This window comes from Xanthomonas sp. NCPPB 3442, from assembly GCF_056725145.1.
The window spans coordinates 616,517-635,000 of record NZ_CM161514.1 but is presented as its reverse complement, the minus strand read 5'-3'; the positions used below and the strand labels follow the sequence as shown (position 1 = coordinate 635,000).

17 protein-coding genes and 2 pseudogenes are annotated in these 18,484 nt (G+C 66.6%); 12 read left to right on the top strand and 7 right to left on the bottom strand.

Translation table 11 applies throughout. The features are described 5' to 3' along the window. Window positions 1-146 precede the first annotated feature (146 nt). Window positions 147-1,565, top strand: a complete 1,419-nt coding sequence (locus tag AC1POX_RS02775; protein ID WP_008571183.1) for a M23 family metallopeptidase — start codon at window positions 147-149, stop codon at window positions 1,563-1,565. Between the two features lie 379 nt (window positions 1,566-1,944). Beyond that, a complete protein-coding gene (locus tag AC1POX_RS02770) occupies window positions 1,945-3,078 on the top strand; it encodes an anhydro-N-acetylmuramic acid kinase (RefSeq protein WP_011348848.1) in 1,134 nt (377 codons plus the stop codon). A gap of 41 nt (window positions 3,079-3,119) precedes the next feature. On the opposite strand, the gene AC1POX_RS02765 is transcribed toward AC1POX_RS02770, so the two are convergent. The 3 genes from AC1POX_RS02765 to AC1POX_RS02755 all read right to left on the bottom strand — a co-directional run bounded on the left by AC1POX_RS02765 (window position 3,120) and on the right by AC1POX_RS02755 (window position 5,821). Then, entirely contained in the window at window positions 3,120-3,347 is a 228-nt protein-coding gene (locus AC1POX_RS02765) for a hypothetical protein (protein WP_003489057.1), read from the bottom strand. A gap of 58 nt (window positions 3,348-3,405) precedes the next feature. Then, complete coding sequence (locus AC1POX_RS02760; RefSeq protein ID WP_011348849.1) at window positions 3,406-4,701, bottom strand: AmpG family muropeptide MFS transporter; 1,296 nt, start codon at window positions 4,699-4,701, stop codon at window positions 3,406-3,408. Window positions 4,702-5,020: 319 nt separating this feature from the next. After that, window positions 5,021-5,821, bottom strand: a complete 801-nt coding sequence (locus tag AC1POX_RS02755) for an exodeoxyribonuclease III (protein ID WP_014091280.1) — start codon at window positions 5,819-5,821, stop codon at window positions 5,021-5,023. Between the two features lie 126 nt (window positions 5,822-5,947). Here AC1POX_RS02755 and pyrE point away from each other — a divergent pair, with 126 nt between their 5' ends. The 9 genes from pyrE to AC1POX_RS02710 all read left to right on the top strand — a co-directional run bounded on the left by pyrE (window position 5,948) and on the right by AC1POX_RS02710 (window position 13,026). Further along, window positions 5,948-6,607 carry an orotate phosphoribosyltransferase gene (gene pyrE, locus AC1POX_RS02750; RefSeq protein WP_011348851.1) on the top strand — a complete coding sequence of 220 codons (660 nt, stop codon included), beginning with the start codon at window positions 5,948-5,950 and terminating at the stop codon, window positions 6,605-6,607. A 49-nt stretch (window positions 6,608-6,656) separates the two neighbouring features. Beyond that, window positions 6,657-7,307 (top strand): hypothetical protein, encoded by a 651-nt coding sequence (locus AC1POX_RS02745; protein WP_039417898.1) that lies wholly within the window; start codon window positions 6,657-6,659, stop codon window positions 7,305-7,307. Between the two features lie 114 nt (window positions 7,308-7,421). After that, on the top strand, window positions 7,422-8,219 hold the full coding sequence (locus AC1POX_RS02740; RefSeq protein WP_029820813.1) for a ParA family protein: 798 nt from the start codon (window positions 7,422-7,424) through the stop codon (window positions 8,217-8,219). After that, entirely contained in the window at window positions 8,219-9,145 is a 927-nt protein-coding gene (locus AC1POX_RS02735) for a ParB/RepB/Spo0J family partition protein (RefSeq protein WP_122272235.1), read from the top strand. Before AC1POX_RS02740 ends, AC1POX_RS02735 begins: the two co-directional genes overlap by 1 nt. Window positions 9,146-9,178: 33 nt before the next feature. Further along, the gene (locus AC1POX_RS02730) at window positions 9,179-9,487 is read left to right on the top strand and encodes a helix-hairpin-helix domain-containing protein (protein ID WP_008571192.1); all 309 of its coding nucleotides are present in this window, start codon (window positions 9,179-9,181) and stop codon (window positions 9,485-9,487) included. A gap of 204 nt (window positions 9,488-9,691) precedes the next feature. Further along, window positions 9,692-10,657, top strand: a complete 966-nt coding sequence (locus AC1POX_RS02725; protein WP_008571193.1) for an SDR family NAD(P)-dependent oxidoreductase — start codon at window positions 9,692-9,694, stop codon at window positions 10,655-10,657. Between the two features lie 360 nt (window positions 10,658-11,017). Then, window positions 11,018-11,740: a glycosyltransferase family 2 protein gene (locus AC1POX_RS02720; protein ID WP_008571194.1), complete on the top strand. Its 723-nt coding sequence runs from the start codon at window positions 11,018-11,020 to the stop codon at window positions 11,738-11,740. Then, window positions 11,740-12,081 carry a lipid-A-disaccharide synthase N-terminal domain-containing protein gene (locus AC1POX_RS02715; protein WP_008571195.1) on the top strand — a complete coding sequence of 114 codons (342 nt, stop codon included), beginning with the start codon at window positions 11,740-11,742 and terminating at the stop codon, window positions 12,079-12,081. The genes AC1POX_RS02720 and AC1POX_RS02715 overlap by 1 nt, the downstream gene beginning before the upstream one ends. 372 nt (window positions 12,082-12,453) lie before the next feature. Beyond that, complete coding sequence (locus AC1POX_RS02710) at window positions 12,454-13,026, top strand: hypothetical protein (protein WP_127165606.1); 573 nt, start codon at window positions 12,454-12,456, stop codon at window positions 13,024-13,026. Between the two features lie 106 nt (window positions 13,027-13,132). Here the strand turns inward: AC1POX_RS02710 and AC1POX_RS02705 are convergent. After that, window positions 13,133-13,738: pseudogene (locus AC1POX_RS02705) on the bottom strand (phosphohexomutase domain-containing protein); the annotation flags it as partial. Window positions 13,739-13,807: 69 nt separating this feature from the next. On the opposite strand from AC1POX_RS02705, the gene AC1POX_RS02700 reads away from it, so the two are divergent. Next, window positions 13,808-14,910, top strand: a protein-coding gene (locus tag AC1POX_RS02700) for an IS3 family transposase (RefSeq protein WP_372356259.1) whose coding sequence is annotated in 2 segments (ribosomal slippage) — window positions 13,808-14,066 and window positions 14,066-14,910 — 1,104 coding nt in all. Because the reading frame shifts where the segments join, the coding sequence is not laid out codon by codon here. A gap of 14 nt (window positions 14,911-14,924) precedes the next feature. Here AC1POX_RS02700 and AC1POX_RS02695 read toward each other — a convergent pair. The 3 genes and pseudogenes from AC1POX_RS02695 to coaBC form a co-directional block, all read right to left on the bottom strand. Further along, a pseudogene (locus AC1POX_RS02695) lies at window positions 14,925-16,685 on the bottom strand (phosphomannomutase/phosphoglucomutase); the annotation flags it as partial. A 13-nt stretch (window positions 16,686-16,698) separates the two neighbouring features. Then, window positions 16,699-17,166, bottom strand: a complete 468-nt coding sequence (dut, locus tag AC1POX_RS02690) for a dUTP diphosphatase (protein WP_007964142.1) — start codon at window positions 17,164-17,166, stop codon at window positions 16,699-16,701. Next, entirely contained in the window at window positions 17,163-18,437 is a 1,275-nt protein-coding gene (gene coaBC, locus AC1POX_RS02685; RefSeq protein ID WP_029820818.1) for a bifunctional phosphopantothenoylcysteine decarboxylase/phosphopantothenate--cysteine ligase CoaBC, read from the bottom strand. Before coaBC ends, dut begins: the two co-directional genes overlap by 4 nt. Window positions 18,438-18,484 lie beyond the last annotated feature (47 nt).

Sequence of the window (18,484 nt, the reverse complement as noted above, 5' to 3'; positions counted from 1 at the left end):
GTCAAAAACGTGAATGATGTTAAACGCGGGTTAATTCCGCGCCAAGTGAAAATAATGAACAGGCTCAATGGTTTGACGCGCTGTTACAGGCTGTCTATGGTACCGGCGATTGGGCTCGCACTTCGAGCCAGCGAGGAATTTGAACGATGCAGAACTCAGAGCAGGGCCGTGCACGCAAGCGGCGCTTTCACGAACGCCTCCACGTCCTCCACGACACTGCACTGCATCGCAAGCTCAAGGCGCATCTGCCGGCGGCATTCAATGACCGCTGGACCCGCCGTCACTGGATTCACGCCAGCCTGTTCGCCACCATCGGTGCGCTGGTCGCCACGATCGTGCCGGGTTTTTCCAACGCCATCGACGCACCGCTTTCCAGCCATTCCACGCTGGCATTGCCGTTGCCGCCGCTGGTTCCCAGCCGCAAGCAGCTGGCACCGAGCACCGATTGGGAAATTCTGCAGGTCAAGCCGGGCCAGACCCTGAGTACCTTGTTCGGCGAGCTGGGAATCCCGACCACGGTGATGTACCAGGTATTGGCGCACCCGGGGACCAAGGAGGCGCTGACCAAGCTGCGTCCGGGTACCGAGATCGCCTTCGACATGCCGACGCCGGGGCAGCTGCGCGCACTGCGCTTCGATCGCGACGACAGTCATCGGGTGGAACTGCGCCTGCTGGGCGACGCCGTGCGCGAGAACGTGACCGAGCGGGCGACGACCACGCGCACGGTAGTGGCCAGCGGGGAGATCAGCAGTTCGTTGTATGCCTCGGCCGGCAAATCCGGACTGTCGCCGGCGGCGGTGGCGATCATGACCGACGAGATCTTCAAGTACGACATCGACTTCGACAAGGATCTGCAGCCCGGCGACCGGTTCAGCGTGGTCATGGATGAGACCTGGCGCGAAGGCGAGCGGATCAGCACCGGCGACATCCTGGCGGCGACGTTCACCACTGGCGGCAAGACCTATACGGGATTTCGCTTCGAGCGCGCCGGCAAACCGGCCGAGTACTTCGACATCACTGGCCGCCCGCTCAAGAAGAGCTTCATCCGCATGCCGGTGGCCTATAGCCGGATCAGCTCCACCTTCGGTGCGCGCAAGCATCCGGTGCTGGGCACCATGCGCATGCACAAGGGTGTGGACTATGCGGCCGCCTCGGGCACGCCGATCATGGCAGCCGGCGATGCACGGGTGGTGTTTGTCGGGACCCAGCGCGGTTACGGCAACGTGGTGATCCTGGATCACGGCAAGAACTACAGCACGCTGTACGGGCACATGTCGCGCTTTGGCAAGATCAAGGCCGGGCAACGCATCAACCAGGGCACGGTGATCGGCTATGTCGGCATGACCGGCCTGGCGACCGGCCCGCATCTGCATTACGAATTCCGCGTGGGCGGGCAGCAGCGCAACCCGATGTCGGTGACGATGCCGCCGCCGGAGCCGCTGCAGGGCGCCGAACTGGCGGCGTTCCGCGCGCAGACGGCGCCGGCCATGGCCCGTATCGAGGGCATGGAGAAGCTGATCTACGCCGACGCCGGCAAGCCGGCCAAGGGCAAGTCGCGCAGTTAAGGCCTGCGGCTGGTCACTGCCTCAGCTGCGTTGCGGCTGCGCAGGTGGTGGCGGGCAGGTTCGGCGCTGCCTCCAGCCGTGTCGCCTGGTAGTTGCCGTGCAGCTACGGGTTGCGGCGCACTGCAGGTGTTGAACGCTGCGATGTCCCCATGCGGCACCTGGTCTTGGCTGTCGAGTGACAGCTTCTGAGGCGACTGCAGACCTTGACGATTCCGGAGATGGGTGGGGAATCTCGAGGCATGGGTCATTGTCGCGGCAGCGATTGGCGCGCGTGGCCCGACGATGACGCGCCCGCTGCACGGCTGCCACCGGGGTAAGACCGGTTGACGGACCCGGCCCGGCTGCACAAGCTGGCCGGCCGTGTCTTTCTGGCTTCGGCATGTCTGTCTTCGAACACGTTGACTCCCCCTTGTATCTGGGCCTGATGTCGGGAACCAGCGCCGATGGCATCGATGCCGCGCTGGTGCGCTTTGCCGACGCCACCCACCGCCGCTGCGAATTGGTGGCCGGGACGACGGTGGCGTGGGAGCCGCAACTGCGCGAGACCTTGGTGGCGCTCGGCCAGGGCGCCGAGACGGTGGCCATCGATGCGCTGGGCCAGGTGGACGCGCAGGTGGGGCTGGCATTCGCGGCGGCGGCCAATCGATTGATCGGCGACAGCGGCGTGGAGCGCCGGCAGATTCGTGCGATCGGCTCGCATGGGCAGACCATCCGCCACCGGCCCAACGCCAACCCGGCGTTCACCTGGCAGATTGGCGATGCCAGCCGGATTGCAGAGCACACCGGTATTACCACGGTGGCCGATTTCCGCCGCCGCGATGTGGCCGCCGGTGGCCAGGGCGCGCCACTGATGCCGGCCTTCCATCTGGCCATGCTGGGTGCAGGCGACGAAGACCGCGCGGTGCTCAATCTGGGCGGCATCGGCAACCTGACCTTGATTCCGCGCGATGGCGCGGTGCTGGGATTCGATACCGGCCCGGCCAACGCGTTGCTGGACAGCTGGTGCCAACGCCATCACGGCACGCCGTTCGATGCCGAGGGTGCGTTTGCCGCCAGTGGGCGCGTGGATGCGGTTTTGCTGCAGGCGCTGTTGGCCGATCCGTGGTTTGCGTTGCCGCCGCCCAAGAGTACCGGCCGCGAGCAATTCCATCTGGACTGGGCCGTGCAGGCGATGGGCAGCGCGCGGTTGGATGCTGCCGATGTGCAGGCGACCTTGCTCGAACTCACCGCTGCCAGCGTGGCCGATGCCTTGTTGCGGCTGCAGCCAACCACGCGACGGGTCCTGGTCTGCGGCGGCGGCGTGCGCAACCCGGTGCTGTTGGCGCGACTGGCGGCGCGGCTGCCGGGCATGGTGGTGGAATCCAGCGCGCGATACGGACTGGACCCGGATTACCTGGAGGCGATGGGCTTTGCCTGGCTGGCGGCCGAGCTGCTGGCCGGACGCGCGGCCAACCTGCCCGCGGTGACCGGGGCGGCCGGACCTCGGCTGTTGGGGGCGATCTATCCGGCGTGAGCCCGTTGGCCTGTGCTGGCCGGGATGAAGCTGCGGCAGCGCTAGGGATTATTTCCCGCCGGCAGCGCCTTGAGCGCGGCAATCGCCTCGGCCAGGGCATCGACCTCCGGGTGCTGCAGGCCGCCGGTGACTTCGTATTCGCTGGCGAACAGGCCTTGTTCGAGCAGATGCATGACGGTCTGGTGCTGGGTCCAGCCCCGTGCGACGGAAATGCGGCGAATACGGTCCACCAGCACCGGGTCGATGTCACGCAATACCAGATCGGTCATGCCCTGCCTCGTGCAATGCGCTGCTCCGCGCGCATCATCGGCAACCTTGGCGGACGTTTCAATCCGGCCGCCTGTCGTGCGCCAATAGCCGCGGCCATAGCCAGGCCAGCAGCATTAACGTGGGAATGACGGTCAGGGCGCTGAGGATGAAGAAGGTGCTGTAGGAGGTCGCCTGGACGACGAACCCGGACACGCCACCGGCAAACTTGCCCGGCAGGTTGGCCAGCGAGACCAGCAACGCATACTGGGTTGCGGTGAAGTTGCGGTCGGTCAGCGAGGACATGAAAGCCACCAGCACCGTGGCGGCGAACCCCTGGAAGAGATTATCGGCACTGAGCGCGGCATAGAACGCCCACAGCTTGCCGGGGTTGTGCGCCATCAGCAGGAACGCCAGGTTGGACAAGGCCACCCCCAGCGCGGCCACCAGCAACATGCGCCGGAACCCGAACGCGGCAATTGCCGCGCCGCCAGCGAAGGCGCCGACAATGCCCATCCAGACGCCGAACAGCTTGGAGACGGTGGCGATATCGGCCTTGGTGAAGCCCGAATCCAGATAGAACGGACCGGCCATGACGCCGATCACCTGGTCGGGAAACTTGTACAGGCCCACGAACAGCAGCAGCACGATGCCCAGCGCCAGCCCATTGCTGGAAAAGAAGCTGGAAATCGGTTGCCAGAACGCACCGGCGACGTCCACGCGGCGCACGACCGTCGCCTCGGGCCGGTCGGGCTCGCGGCATAGCAAGGTGGTGACGATCGGCACCAGCATCAGTGCGGCCATGCCGACGTACGCCCACGTCCAGCCGAGGTACTGGGCCATGTACAACGCACCGGCACCGCCCAGGATCAGGCCGATGCGGTAGCCCAGCGTGTAGGTCGCCGCCAACGCGGCCTGCGCGGCATCCGGAGCGATTTCGATGCGGTAGGCATCCACCACCGAGTCCTGGGTCGCGCCCCAGAACGAGGCGAACAACACCCAGCCCACCAATCCCGTAACGCTCAGGTCCGGGCGCGAAAATGCCAGCGCGAACAGGCCGATGGTGACGCCGATCTGCGCCACCAGCAGCCAGGAGCGACGGCGCCCCAGAAACGCGGTGAGCGGAAACGCATAGCGGTCGATCAGCGGCGCCCACAGGAACTTGAGCAGATAGAAGAAGCTGGCCAGGCTGATCAAGCCGATGCTGCCCAGGTCCAGCCCCACATCGCGCAAGCGGGTCGACAAGGTCTGCGAGGCGATCAGCAGGAACGGCAAGCCGCTGCCGAAGCCCAGCAGTGCCATGGTCGCCGCCGATGGCGTGGCGAAGGCGCGCTGGATACCACGCCAGCCCTTATAGCCCGGTGCAGACGTGGTCATGCGTCACTCCGGCGAGCACGAACGCCAGTGGTCGTGGCCGGCGCGGCCCACGGCACCGCTGCATGCAGCCCGCCGCGGAGGGCCGTCATGGCGTCACGCGTCCTGTCTTGAGCGGTCTGTGCAGGACCGTAACGACGCACTCCCGTGCCGAAGCAGAAGGTTGCGAAAGGCATCGGCCGACTGCGTAAGGGCCAATGAGAGCCGCCGCGCGTGCTGCAGTGGCCGAGCTGCCGCCGGATGGCGATGTTGCCGGCGAAGTCTTGGCCCCGTTCTGCAACATGCCGGCGCGCTATGACCGAAACCATAGCCTTGGCCTGCCTCACTGCGCGTAATCCACGATGTACGGCGCGTGGTCGGAGAAGCGCTCTTCGCGGTAGATCGAGCAGGCCTTCAAGGTGTCGCGCAGGCCGGGGGTGACCAGTTGGTAGTCGATGCGCCAACCGACATTGTTGGCGCGCGCCGCGCCACGGTTGCTCCACCAGGTGTAGTCCTGGCCCTGCGGATGCAGTACGCGGTAGCTGTCGACCCAGCCGCGGCCTTCGGCGGGGTTGGCGTCTTCTGGCGCGTCGGCGCACAGGCCGTTGAGCCAATCGCGCTCGGGCGGCAGGCAGCCGGAGTTCTTCTGGTTGGATTTCCAGTTCTTGATGTCCAGCGCCGTGCGCACGATGTTCCAGTCGCCGCACAGCACGTACTGGCGGCCACTGGCCAGCCACTGCTCCAGGATCGGCCGTAGCCATTGCATCACCTGGAACTTGTAGTCCTGGCGCAACTCGCCCGAGGAACCGGAGGGGATGTAGAAGGACACCACGCTGAGGTTGCCGAAGCGCGCTTCGATATAGCGCCCCTCTTCGTCGAACTCCGGCCAGCCCAGCGCGGTGCGCACCTCGTCGGGCTCGTGCCGGCTGTAGATCGCCACGCCGCTATAGCCCTTCTTGGTGCTGGCGTCGCGAAACCAGGCCTTGTAGCCGGTGGGCAGGAAGTCTGGCCCGGCCAGCTGATGCTCCTGGGCCTTGGTTTCCTGCACGCACAGCACGTCGGCGTCCTGGGCGGCGAACCACGCGAAGAAACCCTTGCTGGCGGCCGAGCGCAGGCCGTTGGCGTTGAAACTGATGATGCGCATGGATGAAGAGCCGGGATTCGGGAATGGGGATTGGAGATTCGTGAAAGCGTACCGCATCAGCGGATGCCGCAAGGCGCGACCGGCTATGCTTTCCAATCCCGAATCCCTACTCCCCAATCTCGTCACATGACCGACCACCGCACCCGTTTCCTGCAGCTGGCCCTGGACGCCGATGCCCTGCGCTTTGGCGAGTTCACGCTCAAGTCCGGGCGGCTCAGCCCGTACTTCTTCAATGCCGGGCGCTTCGATTCGGGAGCCAAGACCGCGCAGTTGGCGCAGTGCTATGCCGATGCGATCGATGCGGCCGGGCTGGACTTCGACCTGTTGTTCGGGCCGGCCTACAAGGGCATTCCGTTGGCAACCGCGCTGGCCTGCGCCTACGCGGGGCGCGGACGCGACCTGCCGCTGGCGTTCAACCGCAAGGAAGCCAAGGACCATGGCGAAGGCGGCACCCTGATCGGCGCGCCGCTGGCCGGCCGTAAGGTATTGATCGTCGATGACGTGATCACCGCCGGCACCGCGATCCGCGAGGCGCTGGCCATCATCCGTGCCGCCGGCGGCATGCCGTCGGGGATCGTGGTGGCGCTGGACCGGCAGGAGATCGCGTCCGATCAGGACCGCCGTTCCGCCGCCCAGGCGGTGGCGGCCGAGGCCGGCATCCCGGTGATCGCGGTGGCCAACCTGGGCGACCTGCTTGCTTTTGCGGCAGGAAACGCCGACCTTGTGGGCTTCCAGGAACCGCTGCTGGCCTATCGTGGCCGCTACGGGACCGACACCACAGGCTGACGGCAGGCGACAGGGGGCTGCGATGATGCCAATACACACACGTTCGGCATTGTTCGCCGTTGCGGCGGCTGTCGCTGCGACCTTGATCATGGCGGCGCCAGCCGGCGCGCAAGACAAGCCGGCCGGCAAGAAGCTGTATTGCTGGAACCAGAACGGCGCCCGCGTGTGCAGCGATACGCTGCCCCCGGAGGCGGTGAACCAGGCGCGCGACGAATTCAACGTCAAGAGCGGGATGCGCAGCGCCGAGGTGCAGCGCGCCATGAGCAGCGATGAGCGCGCTGCCGCTGCGGCCAGCGAGCAGCAACGCCAGGCCGATCTGGCCGCCGAGCAGATGCGCCAGCGCACCGACCAGGCGATGCTGATGTCCTATCAGAGCGAGGACGACCTGCGCCGGGTGTTCAAGGAGCGCATCGCCATCGTGGACAACAACATCCATACCGCGCGCTTCAACGTGACCAGCCTGCGCGAGGGGTTGGCCAGCCTGCTGCGCAGCGCCGGCGACCGCGAGCTGGCCGGCCAGGCAGTGGCTGACAAGCTGGCCGGCGACATCCAGCAGCGCCATCGCGATCTGATGGCGCAGTTGCGTCTGCAGATCAGCTTCGAGCAGCAACGGGTGGCGCTGGATGGCGAGATCGCCGACATCCTGCAGCGCTACCGGGCCATGAAGGAGCCACCCGCCGGCACCCCGCCCGCCGGCTGACCGGCGCCTGCGTCATTCCGGCCGTGCGGCGCACCGCCGCGGGCGGCATTTCCCGATCCGACGCCCTGCCCGCATAATGGCCGGTCTTACTCTTTGCCCACGAGGCTCTCCCGCATGGCCCGGATCATCGCCATTGCCAACCAGAAAGGCGGCGTCGGCAAGACCACGACCGCGGTCAATCTGGCGGCCGGCCTGGCGCGCGCGCCCAAGCGTGTGTTGCTGGTGGATCTGGACTCGCAGGGCAACGCCACCATGGGCAGCGGCATCGACAAGCGCGATGTGGCCGCCTCCACCTGCGACCTGTTGCTGGGCGAAAACACCGCCGCGCAGATCCGGGTGACCGCGCCGGAAGGCTTCGACCTGCTGCCAGGCAACATCGACCTGACCGCTGCCGAGATCCAGCTGATGGACCAGGGCGAACGCGAACAGCGGCTCAAGCGCGCCCTGGCGCCGATCCGCGACGAGTACGACTTCATCCTGATCGATTGCCCGCCGGCATTGTCGCTGCTCACGCTCAATGCGCTGACCGCGGCCGATTCGATCATCGTGCCGATGCAGTGCGAGTACTACGCGCTGGAAGGGCTGACCGCGCTGCTGGAAACCATCGAAGCGTTGCGCGCCAACCTCAACCCGACGCTGGAAATCGAAGGCGTGCTGCGCACCATGTTCGACATCCGCAACAACCTGGCCAATGCGGTATCGGCCGAGCTGACCGAGCATTTCGGCGACAAGGTGTTTCGCACCATCGTGCCGCGCAACGTGCGCCTGGCCGAGGCGCCCAGCCATGGCCAGAGCATCGTCGGTTACGACCGCACCTCACGTGGCGGGGTGGCCTACCTGGGCCTGGCCGGTGAGATCGTGCGCCGCCAGAACGACCGCAACAAGGCCGTCCGGCCCGTGGAGACCGTCTGATGAGCAAGCCGCCGCTGGCAAAGAAGCGTGGCCTGGGCCGTGGTCTGGAAGCGCTGCTGGGGCCCAAGGGCGCGGCCGCCGCCGCACCGGCCGGTGCCGACGAACAGGCCTTGCAGCCCGGCGATACCCTGCGCACCTTGGTGGTGACCCAGCTGCAGCCGGGCAAGTATCAGCCGCGCCGGGAGATGGACGAGGTCAAGCTGGCCGAGCTGGCCGAGTCGATCAAGGCGCAAGGCGTGATCCAGCCCATCGTGGCGCGCGAGCTGATGCCGGGGCAGTTCGAGATCGTGGCCGGCGAACGCCGCTGGCGCGCTTCGCAGCTGGCTGGGCTGACCGAAGTGCCGGTGGTGGTGCGCGAGTTGGACGACCGCACCGTCATCGCGATGGCGCTGATCGAAAACATCCAGCGCGAAGACCTCAACCCGCTGGAAGAAGCGCAGGCGTTGCAGCGGCTGATCGACGAATTTTCGCTGACCCATGCCGAGGCCGCCGGCGCGGTGGGACGCTCGCGTGCGTCGGTCTCCAATCTGCTGCGGTTGCTGGAATTGCCGGTGGCCATTCGCGTGTTGCTGGAAACCCGCCGGCTGGAAATGGGCCACGCGCGCGCGCTGCTCACCCTGGCGCCGGAGCTGGCCAGCAAGCTGGCCCAGGAAGCAGCCGACCAGGGCTGGTCGGTGCGCGAGGTCGAACACCGCGCGCAGCAGTTTGCCGCCGGCAAGGTGCCCGGCTCGCTGCGCAAGGGCAAGCCGGCGCCGGTGGCCCCACAGGCCGATATCGCCTCGCTGGAAACCGAACTGTCCGAGTCGCTGGGCACCAAGGTGGTGTTCAATCATGGCCGCGGCGGCAAGGGCAAGCTGGTGATCCATTACACTGATCTGGACACGCTGGACGGCGTGCTCGAACGCCTGCGCATGCAGCGCAGCTGATCGCTTGCACATCCAACAGGATCCTCGTCGGCCATGAATCCCGCCAAGGTGGACCGCCAGCATCTGCTGCAGCTGACCGACCTGCCCAACGTCGGGCCGGCCTGCGAAAAGGACCTGCGCCTGATCGGCATCCGCGTGCCTGCGCAGCTGCGCGGTCGCGATGCCTACGACATGCACGCACAGCTGTGCCTGCGCACCGGCGTGCTGCACGACCCCTGCGTGATCGATGTGTTCCTGTCGATCGTGCGCTTCATGGACGGCGAGGCGGCGCAGCCGTGGTGGAAGTTCAGCGCCGAGCGCAAGGCCAAGCTTGCCAGCGAAGCGCCGCTCGCGCTGCGGTGAACGAAGACGCGTGGCGCGCTGCAGCCTTGATTTCGAGCGCCGCATGCGCGGCGACCGCGGCAGATCGCGCCTGGCACGCCGCGCACGGCAGGCGCGTTGGCAGCATAGAGATGCCGAACCCGCTCGCAGCGGCGCCTGCAATGCGCCGCGCATGCGCATCCGGAGCGCCAGCCTTTTGTTTCCGCATTTCCCAGGATCACAGCCATGACCATTCTCGTCACCGGCGCTGCCGGTTTCATCGGTGCCTACACCTGCCGCGCGCTGGCAGCCCGCGGCGAGACGGTGGTGGGGCTGGACAACTACAACAGCTACTACGACCCGCAGCTCAAGCATGACCGGGTGGCGGCGCTGTGCCCCGGCATCGATATCCGCACGCTGGACCTGACCGATCGCGAGGGCCTGGCCGCATTGTTCGATGAGATCCAGCCGACCCGCGTGGTGCATCTGGCTGCGCAGGCGGGCGTGCGGTATTCGCTGGAAAACCCCCACGCCTACGTGGACAGCAACCTCGTTGGCTTCGTCAACATGCTCGAGCTGTGCCGGCACCGCGGCGTGCAGCACCTGGTGTATGCCTCGAGCAGTTCGGTCTACGGCGATTCGGCCACCCCGCCGTTTTCCGAAGACCAGCGCGTGGACCAACCGCGTTCGTTGTATGCGGCAACCAAGGCCGCCAACGAATTGATGGGCTACACCTATGCGCAGCTGTATGGCCTGCGCGCGACCGGACTGCGCTTTTTCACGGTGTACGGGCCGTGGGGCCGGCCGGACATGGCGCCGCTGATCTTCAGCCGTGCGGTGCTGGCGGGGCGGCCGATCGAGGTGTTCAACCACGGCAAGATGCAGCGCGATTTCACTTTCGTCGACGATATCGTGGCCGGTGTGCTGGGCGCGCTGGACACGCCCAGCACCGCGCCGGTGCCGCACCGGGTGTTCAACCTGGGCAACCACACGCCGGTGGAGCTGGAGACCTTCATCGACGTGATTGCGCAGGCCGCCGGCCGCGCAGCCGAAAAGGTCTACCGGCCGATGCAGCCGGGCGACATGATCCGCACCATGGCCGATACGCAGCGTGCGCAGGCGGCCTTCGGGTTCGATCCGGCGACCCCGGTTGAGCGTGGTTTGCCGCAGGTCGTGGAGTGGTGCCGGCAGTATTTCGGCGAGCGCACCTAGCGCTTGGCGGGATTTACGGGGGGAGGTGCGAAGGCGTCGATGGGCGCACGGAGCGCGGAGCGCCGAGGCTGCCATGCGAGCCAGATGCAGGGCCTACCTTCCAGCAGCCGCCCGGGCGTACGACCGCATGGCAGCCACGCAATGCATGGCGATGTGTGCCAGCTGATGCACCGGAAGAGGACGCGTGATCGGCCCGCTGGCCCACGCCTTCGCAGCCTTGCCACCTCCCCACCGTACGCTACAGGCTGCTTCCAACCGGTCCAATGCGCATAACGCGTGCATGCTTCATGCCTGACTCAGAGAGTCAGGGCACAATGCCCGATCTTTTTCGCTCAGCCTTCATCCGGCTACCCCGCATCCATGAGCCAACCTCAGCTGTCCGTCGTCGTCCCGGTATTCAACGAGCGCGATAACGTCGCCACGCTGGTGGGCGAAATCGTCCGCGCCCTGCGCGGCGTGGTGGCCTTCGAAATCGTGTATGTCGACGACCATTCGCGCGACGACACGCTCGCGGTGCTGCAAGACCTGAAGAGCACCACGCCGGAACTGCGCGTGCTGCATCATGTGACCCAGAGCGGCCAGAGCACGGCGGTGCGCAGCGGGGTGAAGGCCGCGCGCGCCAGCTGGATCGCCACGCTCGATGGCGACGGCCAGAACGACCCGGCCGACATCCCCAAGCTGCTCATCGCGCGCAGCCAGGCCGAGCCGCAGGTGAAGCTGTTCGCCGGCTGGCGGGTCAACCGCCAGGATTCCGGCTCCAAGCGCTGGGCCAGCAAATGGGCCAATGCGATCCGCTCGCGCATGCTGCGCGACAACACGCCCGATACCGGCTGCGGCATCAAGTTGTTCGAGCGCGAGGCGTTCCTGGACCTGCCGTACTTCGACCACATGCATCGCTATTTGCCGGCGTTGATGCAGCGCGCCGGCTGGCGCACGGTGAGCGTGCCGGTCAACCACCGCCACCGCACCGCCGGCGTGTCCAAGTACAACAATCTCAATCGCGCCCTGGTCGGCATCCGCGACCTGCGCGGCGTGGCCTGGCTGATCACCCGCAGCAAGCGCACCGTGGTGCAGGAACGCTGATGGACCCGTCCTTGCTCGACCAACAACTGACCTGGCTGTACTGGACCGGCATCCATGTGACCGGGTGGAAGCTGATCGGCTATGTCGGTGCGCTGATGTTCGGTGGCCGCTGGCTGGTGCAGTTCGTTGCCTCCAAGCGCGCCGGCAAACCGGTGATTCCGCGCCTGTTCTGGTACATGAGCGTGGTCGGCAGCTTGATGACGCTGAGCTATTTCGTGTTTTCGGCCAAGCAGGATTCGGTCGGTGTGCTGCAGAACCTGTTCCCGGCGTTTACCGCGTTTTACAGCCTGTATCTGGATGTGAAGCATCGCGGGTGGAAACGCGACCGGGCCGGTCATTGAGGCGGGGATTCGGGATTCGCATTGCCTGGTCCGGATGGTTGCTGGTGATCTAACGCTCTCGGTGATCCGCGGCGGATCGAGATGATCCCGGTGCGCTGCAAAGCGCGTTGCTGCATCCGATGTTCGGTGATCCATCGTGGTTGGCGATGCCTCAGCGTACGCAAGCGATACGGCTGCACTGCATCTCACTGACCAGGTTTTGGGCTGCGATGCAGCGTGATTGATGTGCGCCTACGCGCCTTGACGCCACCTGCGGCATCCACCCCATGCAGCGCAGCTTGCCGGAGGCGTGGCGATAGCGCTGAGCGCCGATGCCCGCTTTTCGGACACGCCATTGCGCGCGCGGCCGACGCGGTGATGGACTGCCCGCCGATGTTGCCGCTCTCGCGCCGCGGGCAACCTGTAACCATGTCCACTGCGCTCCGTCATCGCCTCCTGTCCACGCCGACGCTTGAAGCCGCGTATTGGCATCTGCGGCTGCCCACGCATCAGCACGTGCCGCTATTCGCCGATTGGCGCTGCGCTCGCGCCGCGGCGGCCAGCCTGGCGCTGCCACGCCATTGGCAAGGTGCGCAGTTGCTGTGCTGGGTGCTGTTGCCTGAGGCGTGGTGCGGGTTGCTGCAGGCACCGAGCAAGGCGATGTTGCTGCAATTGGCCGCGACGGCGCGACTGAGGACCGCCGATGCAGTCAATCGCGCACGCGGGCGTGGTGGAACGGTGTGGCAGCCGCAGATGCAGGTCTCGGCGCTCCCGCAGCAAAGCGATCATCGACAGTTCGCGCGCACGCTGGTCGCATTGCCCCTGCGGGCGGGCCTGGCCGAGCAGGTGGGCGAGTATCCGTACTGGGACGCAGTCTGGCTATTGACGGACGGTCACGACGCCGCGTCGATCACCACGCACTGCGATCGTGCCGAGCCAACCGGAACAGGCGCAACACACGGTTGATCGCGTACACCGAAGCGAGCCGGATAACGGCCCGCCGCGTCGCCCGCCGGCCCAGCTGCGCTGCCCCTGCCCAGGCAACGCAGCGGACGGTCCGCGCATCCGGCGATCAAAACGCCAATGGATGCTCCGGCAACAACGTCTGCAGTTCGTTGCGGAACAGCGTGCGAATCCGCTGCAATGCGGCCTCGCTGTCGGCTTCGAACCGCAGCACCAGGATCGGCGTTGTATTGGAGGCGCGTACCAGCCCCCAGCCGTCGATGAAGTCCGCGCGCAGCCCGTCGATGGTCGACAGCCGCGCCGATTCGAACGGCGATTCTTCGCCGGTCTGCGCACGCGCGACAAAGCGCGCCACCAGCGCATGCGCATCGCCTTCCACCGGCACCTTGATCTCCGGCGTGGAGACGCTCTCGGGCAGGGCGTCCAGCACGTCGGAAGGGGTTTCCTCGCGCTGGGCCAGGATTTCCAGCAGGCGTGCGGCGGCGTAGATGCCGTCGTCAAAGCCGTACCAGCGCTCCTTGAAGAAGAAGTGGCCGCTCATCTCGCCGGCCAGTTCGGCATCGGTCTCGCGCATCTTGGATTTGATCAGCGAATGCCCGGTCTTCCACATCAGCGGACTACCGCCGTTGCGCAACACGTAGTCGGACAGCTTGCCGGTGCACTTCACGTCGTAGATGACCAATGCGCCAGGGTTGCGCTGCAGGACATCGGCGGCGCGACGCCCCCCCGATTTTGAGTAGCACCTCAGTTTGGAGTCCAATTCCCTAACTCGAGGAGATTGGACGTGAAGAAGCGTTTTTCTGAAGAACAGATCATCGGCTTCCTGCGCGAAGCTGATGCCGGTGTGGCGATCAAGGACCTGTGCCGGCGGCATGGCTTCAGCGAGGCTTCCTATTATCTGTGGCGCAGCAAGTTCGGCGGGATGAGCGTGCCCGATGCCAAGCGGCTCAAGGACCTTGAGTCCGAGAACGCGCGGCTGAAGAAGTTGCTGGCCGAGCAGCTGTTCGAGAACGACCTGATCAAGGATGCACTGCGAAAAAAGTGGTGAGCGCACCGGCGCGTCGCATGCTGGTGCGCGAGTGGATCGGGCGTGGTGCCAGCGAGCGTCGTGCGTTGGCAGTGATCGGCATGAGCGCCAGTGCGCTGCGATATTGCCCGAGCGAAGATCGCAACGTCGAACTGCGCGAACGCATCTGTGCGTTGGCGCATCGCCATCGCCGTTATGGTGTGGGGATGATCTATCTCAAATTACGACAGGAAGGACGCATCGTGAACTACAAGCGTGTGGAGCGGTTGTACCGCGAGCAGCAGCTGCAGGTCCGGCGCCGCAAGCGCAAAAAGGTGCTGATAGGAGAGCGTCAGCCGCTGCTGCGGCCATCGCAGGCCAATCAGGTGTGGTCGATGGATTTCGTGTTCGACCGCAGCGCCGAAGGCCGAGTGATCAAGTGTCTGGTGATCGTGGACGATGCAACCCACGAAGCGATCGCCATCGAGGTGGAGCGCGCAATCTCGGGCCATGGCGTGACACGCGTGCTGGATCGGCTGGCGCACAGTCGCGGCTTGCCACAGGTGATCCGCACAGATAACGGCAAGGAGTTTTGCGGCAAAGCGATGGTGGCCTGGGCACATGCGCGTGGCGTGCAGTTACGGCTGATCCAGCCTGGCAAGCCAAACCAGAACGCCTACGTCGAATCGTTCAATGGCCGGCTGCGCGACGAATGCCTCAACGAGCACTGGTTCCCAACCCTGCTGCATGCGCGTACCGAGATCGAACGCTGGCGACGCGAATACAACGAGGAGCGACCCAAGAAGGCCATTGGCGGCATGACGCCATCTGCGTATGCCCAACAGCTGGCCAACACCGATATCATCAACTCCGGACTCTAAACCCGGCCGCTACTCAGAGCGGGGGGACGTCGGGCGAACAGCATCAGCAGGCGGTCGGGGAACACCATCGCGCCTTCCTTGGTCACCACGCCCAGGCGATCGGCATCGCCATCGAACGCCACGCCGATATCCGCATCGAAACGCTGCACCATCTTCACCAGATCGTTGAGGTTGTGCGGCTCGCTCGGATCAGGGTGATGGTTGGGGAAGGTGCCATCGATGTCGCAGTACAACGGCACCACTTCGGCGCCGATCGCTTCCAGCAGGCGCGGTGCGATCTCACCGGCCACGCCGTTGCCGGCGTCCACCACCACCTTGATCGGGCGATCGAGCTGGACGTCATCGGCGATACGCTGGATGTAGGCATCGCTGATGTCGCGCTGTTCCAGTTCGCCAGGCGTGGCGGCGGTATGCAGGCGACCTTCGTTGATGCGCTGGTGCAGTTCGGCGATGGCGGCGCCGGACAAGGTCTCGCCGCCGATCACGATCTTGAAACCGTTGTAGTCCGGCGGATTGTGGCTGCCGGTGACCGCCACGCAGCTGCCGGCACGCAGCTCGTAGGCGCCGAAGTACACCACCGGCGTCGGTGCCAGGCCGATGTCGGTGACGTTGCAGCCGGCGCGGCGCAGGCCTTCGATCAGGCCGTTGCTCAGCTCCGGCCCGGACAGCCGGCCGTCGCGACCGACCACCACATCGCGCAGTCCCTGCGCCTGCATCACGCTGCCGATGGCCTGGCCCACCAAGGCGGCAACGCCGGGGTTGAGGTCCTTACCGACCACGCCGCGGATGTCGTAGGCACGGAACATCTCGGTGGCGACCTGCACCGCCGGCACCAGCGCTGGCGGTGCCGGCGGTGCCTCGGCGTCCAGCGCGCGTGCCTCGCTGGCAACGCTGGCGTCGTGCTGCAGGCTCTGACTGAAGGTGGGTTCATCGGCGCCGGATTGGTCGGCAACCCGGCGCCGTGGCAAGGCCACCTGACCCCGGCTGGCCAGCACCAGCAGTACCGCAATGATCAGCAGCAATGCCGCCACGATGGCGCAACCGACGGCGCCCAGGCCCAGTGGGCCGCTGTCGCCTTGCGGCACCGCCGCAGCCACGCGCAAGCCGCTGGTCCCAAGCGGCCTGGCCAGCGTTTCGGCCGCATCGGCCAGTGCCATATCGCCCTGCTGGGCCACGTTGTAGCTGCCCTGGCGCACGGCCAGGTAGGCGCTGTCCGGTGCCGCGATTGCATCCAGCGGGCCGGTCAGGCGCAGTAACGGCAACCGTGCATACGCCACCGCCGGCTGCCCGCCAAGGCGCACCGCGGCAGCCACGCCCAGGCGGACTTGTTTGGCCTCGCGTACCACCCGGACCTGCGCCCGGTCGGCCACCTGCGCCGATTCGAGCAGGCTCAGACGCGCGTAACCGAAATCCTTGGGGTTGGCATAGGCCGCGGCAAGGTCGCCAGGCAGCACCTGCACATCCTCGGCGCCCTTGAAGCGCTCGCGGATGGCCGATGCGGCCGCCAGCGCGTCGCCACCGGCCAACGCAGCGATGACCGGCGGCTGCTTGAGCACCGCGTCGAGCTGGCTGGCCTGGGTGGCCATGGCCTGGCCCACGTCCTGCACCGCGCGGTCGCGCGCCTGCTCCAGCCCTTGCGCCACCGCGTCCTGGCGCCATTGCGCATAACTGTTCCAGCCGAACCAGGCAGCCAGCAGCAGCAATATGCCTCCCAACACCGGACCACTCGTACGCACGCTGGACATCCCCTGCCTGCGCTCGTTCGCCTTGCTCATGTAATTTCCCCTGTCAGCGCACGCCGGTGTGGCCGAATCCACCCGCTCCCCGCGCGCTGTCGACGAAAGTATCCACCACTTGCAAGCCCATACGCACGATCGGCAGGATCACCAGCTGCGCGATGCGGTCGCCCGGCTCGATGGTGAAGGCCTCTCGGCCGCGATTCCAGGTGCTGATCAGCAGCGGCCCCTGGTAATCGGCATCGATCAAACCGGTGCCGTTGCCGAGCACGATGCCGTGGCGATGGCCCAACCCCGAGCGCGGCAGGATCACCGCGCACAGCTGCGGGTCGGCCAGATGGATCGCGATACCGCTGGGGATCAGCGCCGCATCGCCCGGCTGCAGCGTCATCGGCGCCTCCAGCGCGGCGCGCAGGTCCATGCCGGCGCTGGATTCGGTGGCGTAGGCCGGCAGCGGCCATAGATCGCCGAAGCGCGGGTCGAGCAACTTCACCTGCAAGGACTGGGTTGGGGGGCTCATGCCTGCAATCTCTCCGCGATCAGGGCCAGCAGTTGGTCTGCCAACTCGGTCTTGCTGCTGCTGGGGAACACACGCTCGCCGCCCTGCCAATAGGCCGTAGCTGCGTTGTTGTCGCTTTCGAATCCGCCGCCTTCGATCCCCACCTGGTTGGCGATGATCAGGTCCAGCCGCTTGGCCGCCAGCTTGCCACGGGCGTAATGCTCCACATCGTGCGTTTCGGCAGCAAAACCGACCACCAGTTTCAGCGCCCCGGTCTGCGCGGCGACCTCGGACAGGATGTCCGGGGTGCGTACCAGCTCCAGGGTCAACGTTTCGCCAGTCTTCTTGATCTTCTGCGACACCACCCGCTTGGGGGTGTAGTCGGCCACGGCGGCAGCGCCGATGTAGATGTCGGCCGGGAATGCACCCAGCACTGCGTCGCGCATCTGCGCGGCCGAGCGCACGTCGATGCGCTGCACGCCCTCCGGGGTGGTCTGGTGCACCGGCCCGCTGACCAGCACCACATCGGCACCCTGCCTGGCAGCGGCGGCGGCCAGGGCGTAGCCCATCTTGCCGCTGCTGCGGTTGCCGACGTAGCGCACCGGGTCCAGGTCCTCGAAGGTGGGGCCGGCGCTGATCACGATGCGCAGGCCTTCCAGCTGGGCACTGCTGGGGATGAACACGGGCGCGGCGACGCTCTTGGCGCCCTCCGGGGCTGCGCTGGCGACCGCCGCGCCGCCGGCCAGCGCCGCAAGGATCGCGGCCGGTTCGGCCAGCCGGCCGGGGCCGGATTCGCCCTCCGCCAGCGGGCCGTCGTCAGGGCCCACCACCGCCACCCCCCGCGCGCGCAGGGTGGCGATGTTGGCCTGGGTGGCCGGATGCAGCCACATGCGGTGGTTCATGGCCGGCGCCACGGTCAGCGGCGCGGTCGTGGCCAGGCACAGCGTGGTGACCAGATCGTCGGCCAAACCATGCGCCAGACGCGCCAGCAGATCGGCGGTCGCCGGGGCAACGATCACCCGGTCGGCCCAGCGCGCCAGTTCGATGTGGCCCATCGCCTGCTCGGCGGCGCTGTCCCACAGCGTGGTGCGGGTGGGCTGCCCGGACAATGCCTGGAAGCTCAGCGGGGTGACGAATTGTTGCGCACCGCCGGTCATGGCGACCTGCACCTGCGCACCGGCGTCGCGCAGGCGACGGACCAGTTCGAGCGATTTGTAAGCGGCGATGCCTCCGCCGACGCACAGCAGCAAACGCTGTCCGTCCAGGGGGCGGGCCTGAGTGGAGCCGATCACGTCGGGGTCGTCCTACGGTTACAAGGACAACTAGATTAGCCGATGCC

Coding starts and splice junctions, on each gene's coding strand:
- AC1POX_RS02775 (WP_008571183.1), top strand. CDS start 147: ATGCAGAACTCAGAGCAGGGCCGTGCACGCAAGCGGCGCTTTCACGAA.
- AC1POX_RS02770 (WP_011348848.1), top strand. CDS start 1,945: ATGTCTGTCTTCGAACACGTTGACTCCCCCTTGTATCTGGGCCTGATG.
- AC1POX_RS02765 (WP_003489057.1), bottom strand. CDS start 3,347: ATGACCGATCTGGTATTGCGTGACATCGACCCGGTGCTGGTGGACCGT.
- AC1POX_RS02760 (WP_011348849.1), bottom strand. CDS start 4,701: ATGACCACGTCTGCACCGGGCTATAAGGGCTGGCGTGGTATCCAGCGC.
- AC1POX_RS02755 (WP_014091280.1), bottom strand. CDS start 5,821: ATGCGCATCATCAGTTTCAACGCCAACGGCCTGCGCTCGGCCGCCAGC.
- pyrE (WP_011348851.1), top strand. CDS start 5,948: ATGACCGACCACCGCACCCGTTTCCTGCAGCTGGCCCTGGACGCCGAT.
- AC1POX_RS02740 (WP_029820813.1), top strand. CDS start 7,422: ATGGCCCGGATCATCGCCATTGCCAACCAGAAAGGCGGCGTCGGCAAG.
- AC1POX_RS02735 (WP_122272235.1), top strand. CDS start 8,219: ATGAGCAAGCCGCCGCTGGCAAAGAAGCGTGGCCTGGGCCGTGGTCTG.
- AC1POX_RS02730 (WP_008571192.1), top strand. CDS start 9,179: ATGAATCCCGCCAAGGTGGACCGCCAGCATCTGCTGCAGCTGACCGAC.
- AC1POX_RS02725 (WP_008571193.1), top strand. CDS start 9,692: ATGACCATTCTCGTCACCGGCGCTGCCGGTTTCATCGGTGCCTACACC.
- AC1POX_RS02720 (WP_008571194.1), top strand. CDS start 11,018: ATGAGCCAACCTCAGCTGTCCGTCGTCGTCCCGGTATTCAACGAGCGC.
- AC1POX_RS02715 (WP_008571195.1), top strand. CDS start 11,740: ATGGACCCGTCCTTGCTCGACCAACAACTGACCTGGCTGTACTGGACC.
- AC1POX_RS02710 (WP_127165606.1), top strand. CDS start 12,454: ATGTTGCCGCTCTCGCGCCGCGGGCAACCTGTAACCATGTCCACTGCG.
- dut (WP_007964142.1), bottom strand. CDS start 17,166: ATGAGCCCCCCAACCCAGTCCTTGCAGGTGAAGTTGCTCGACCCGCGC.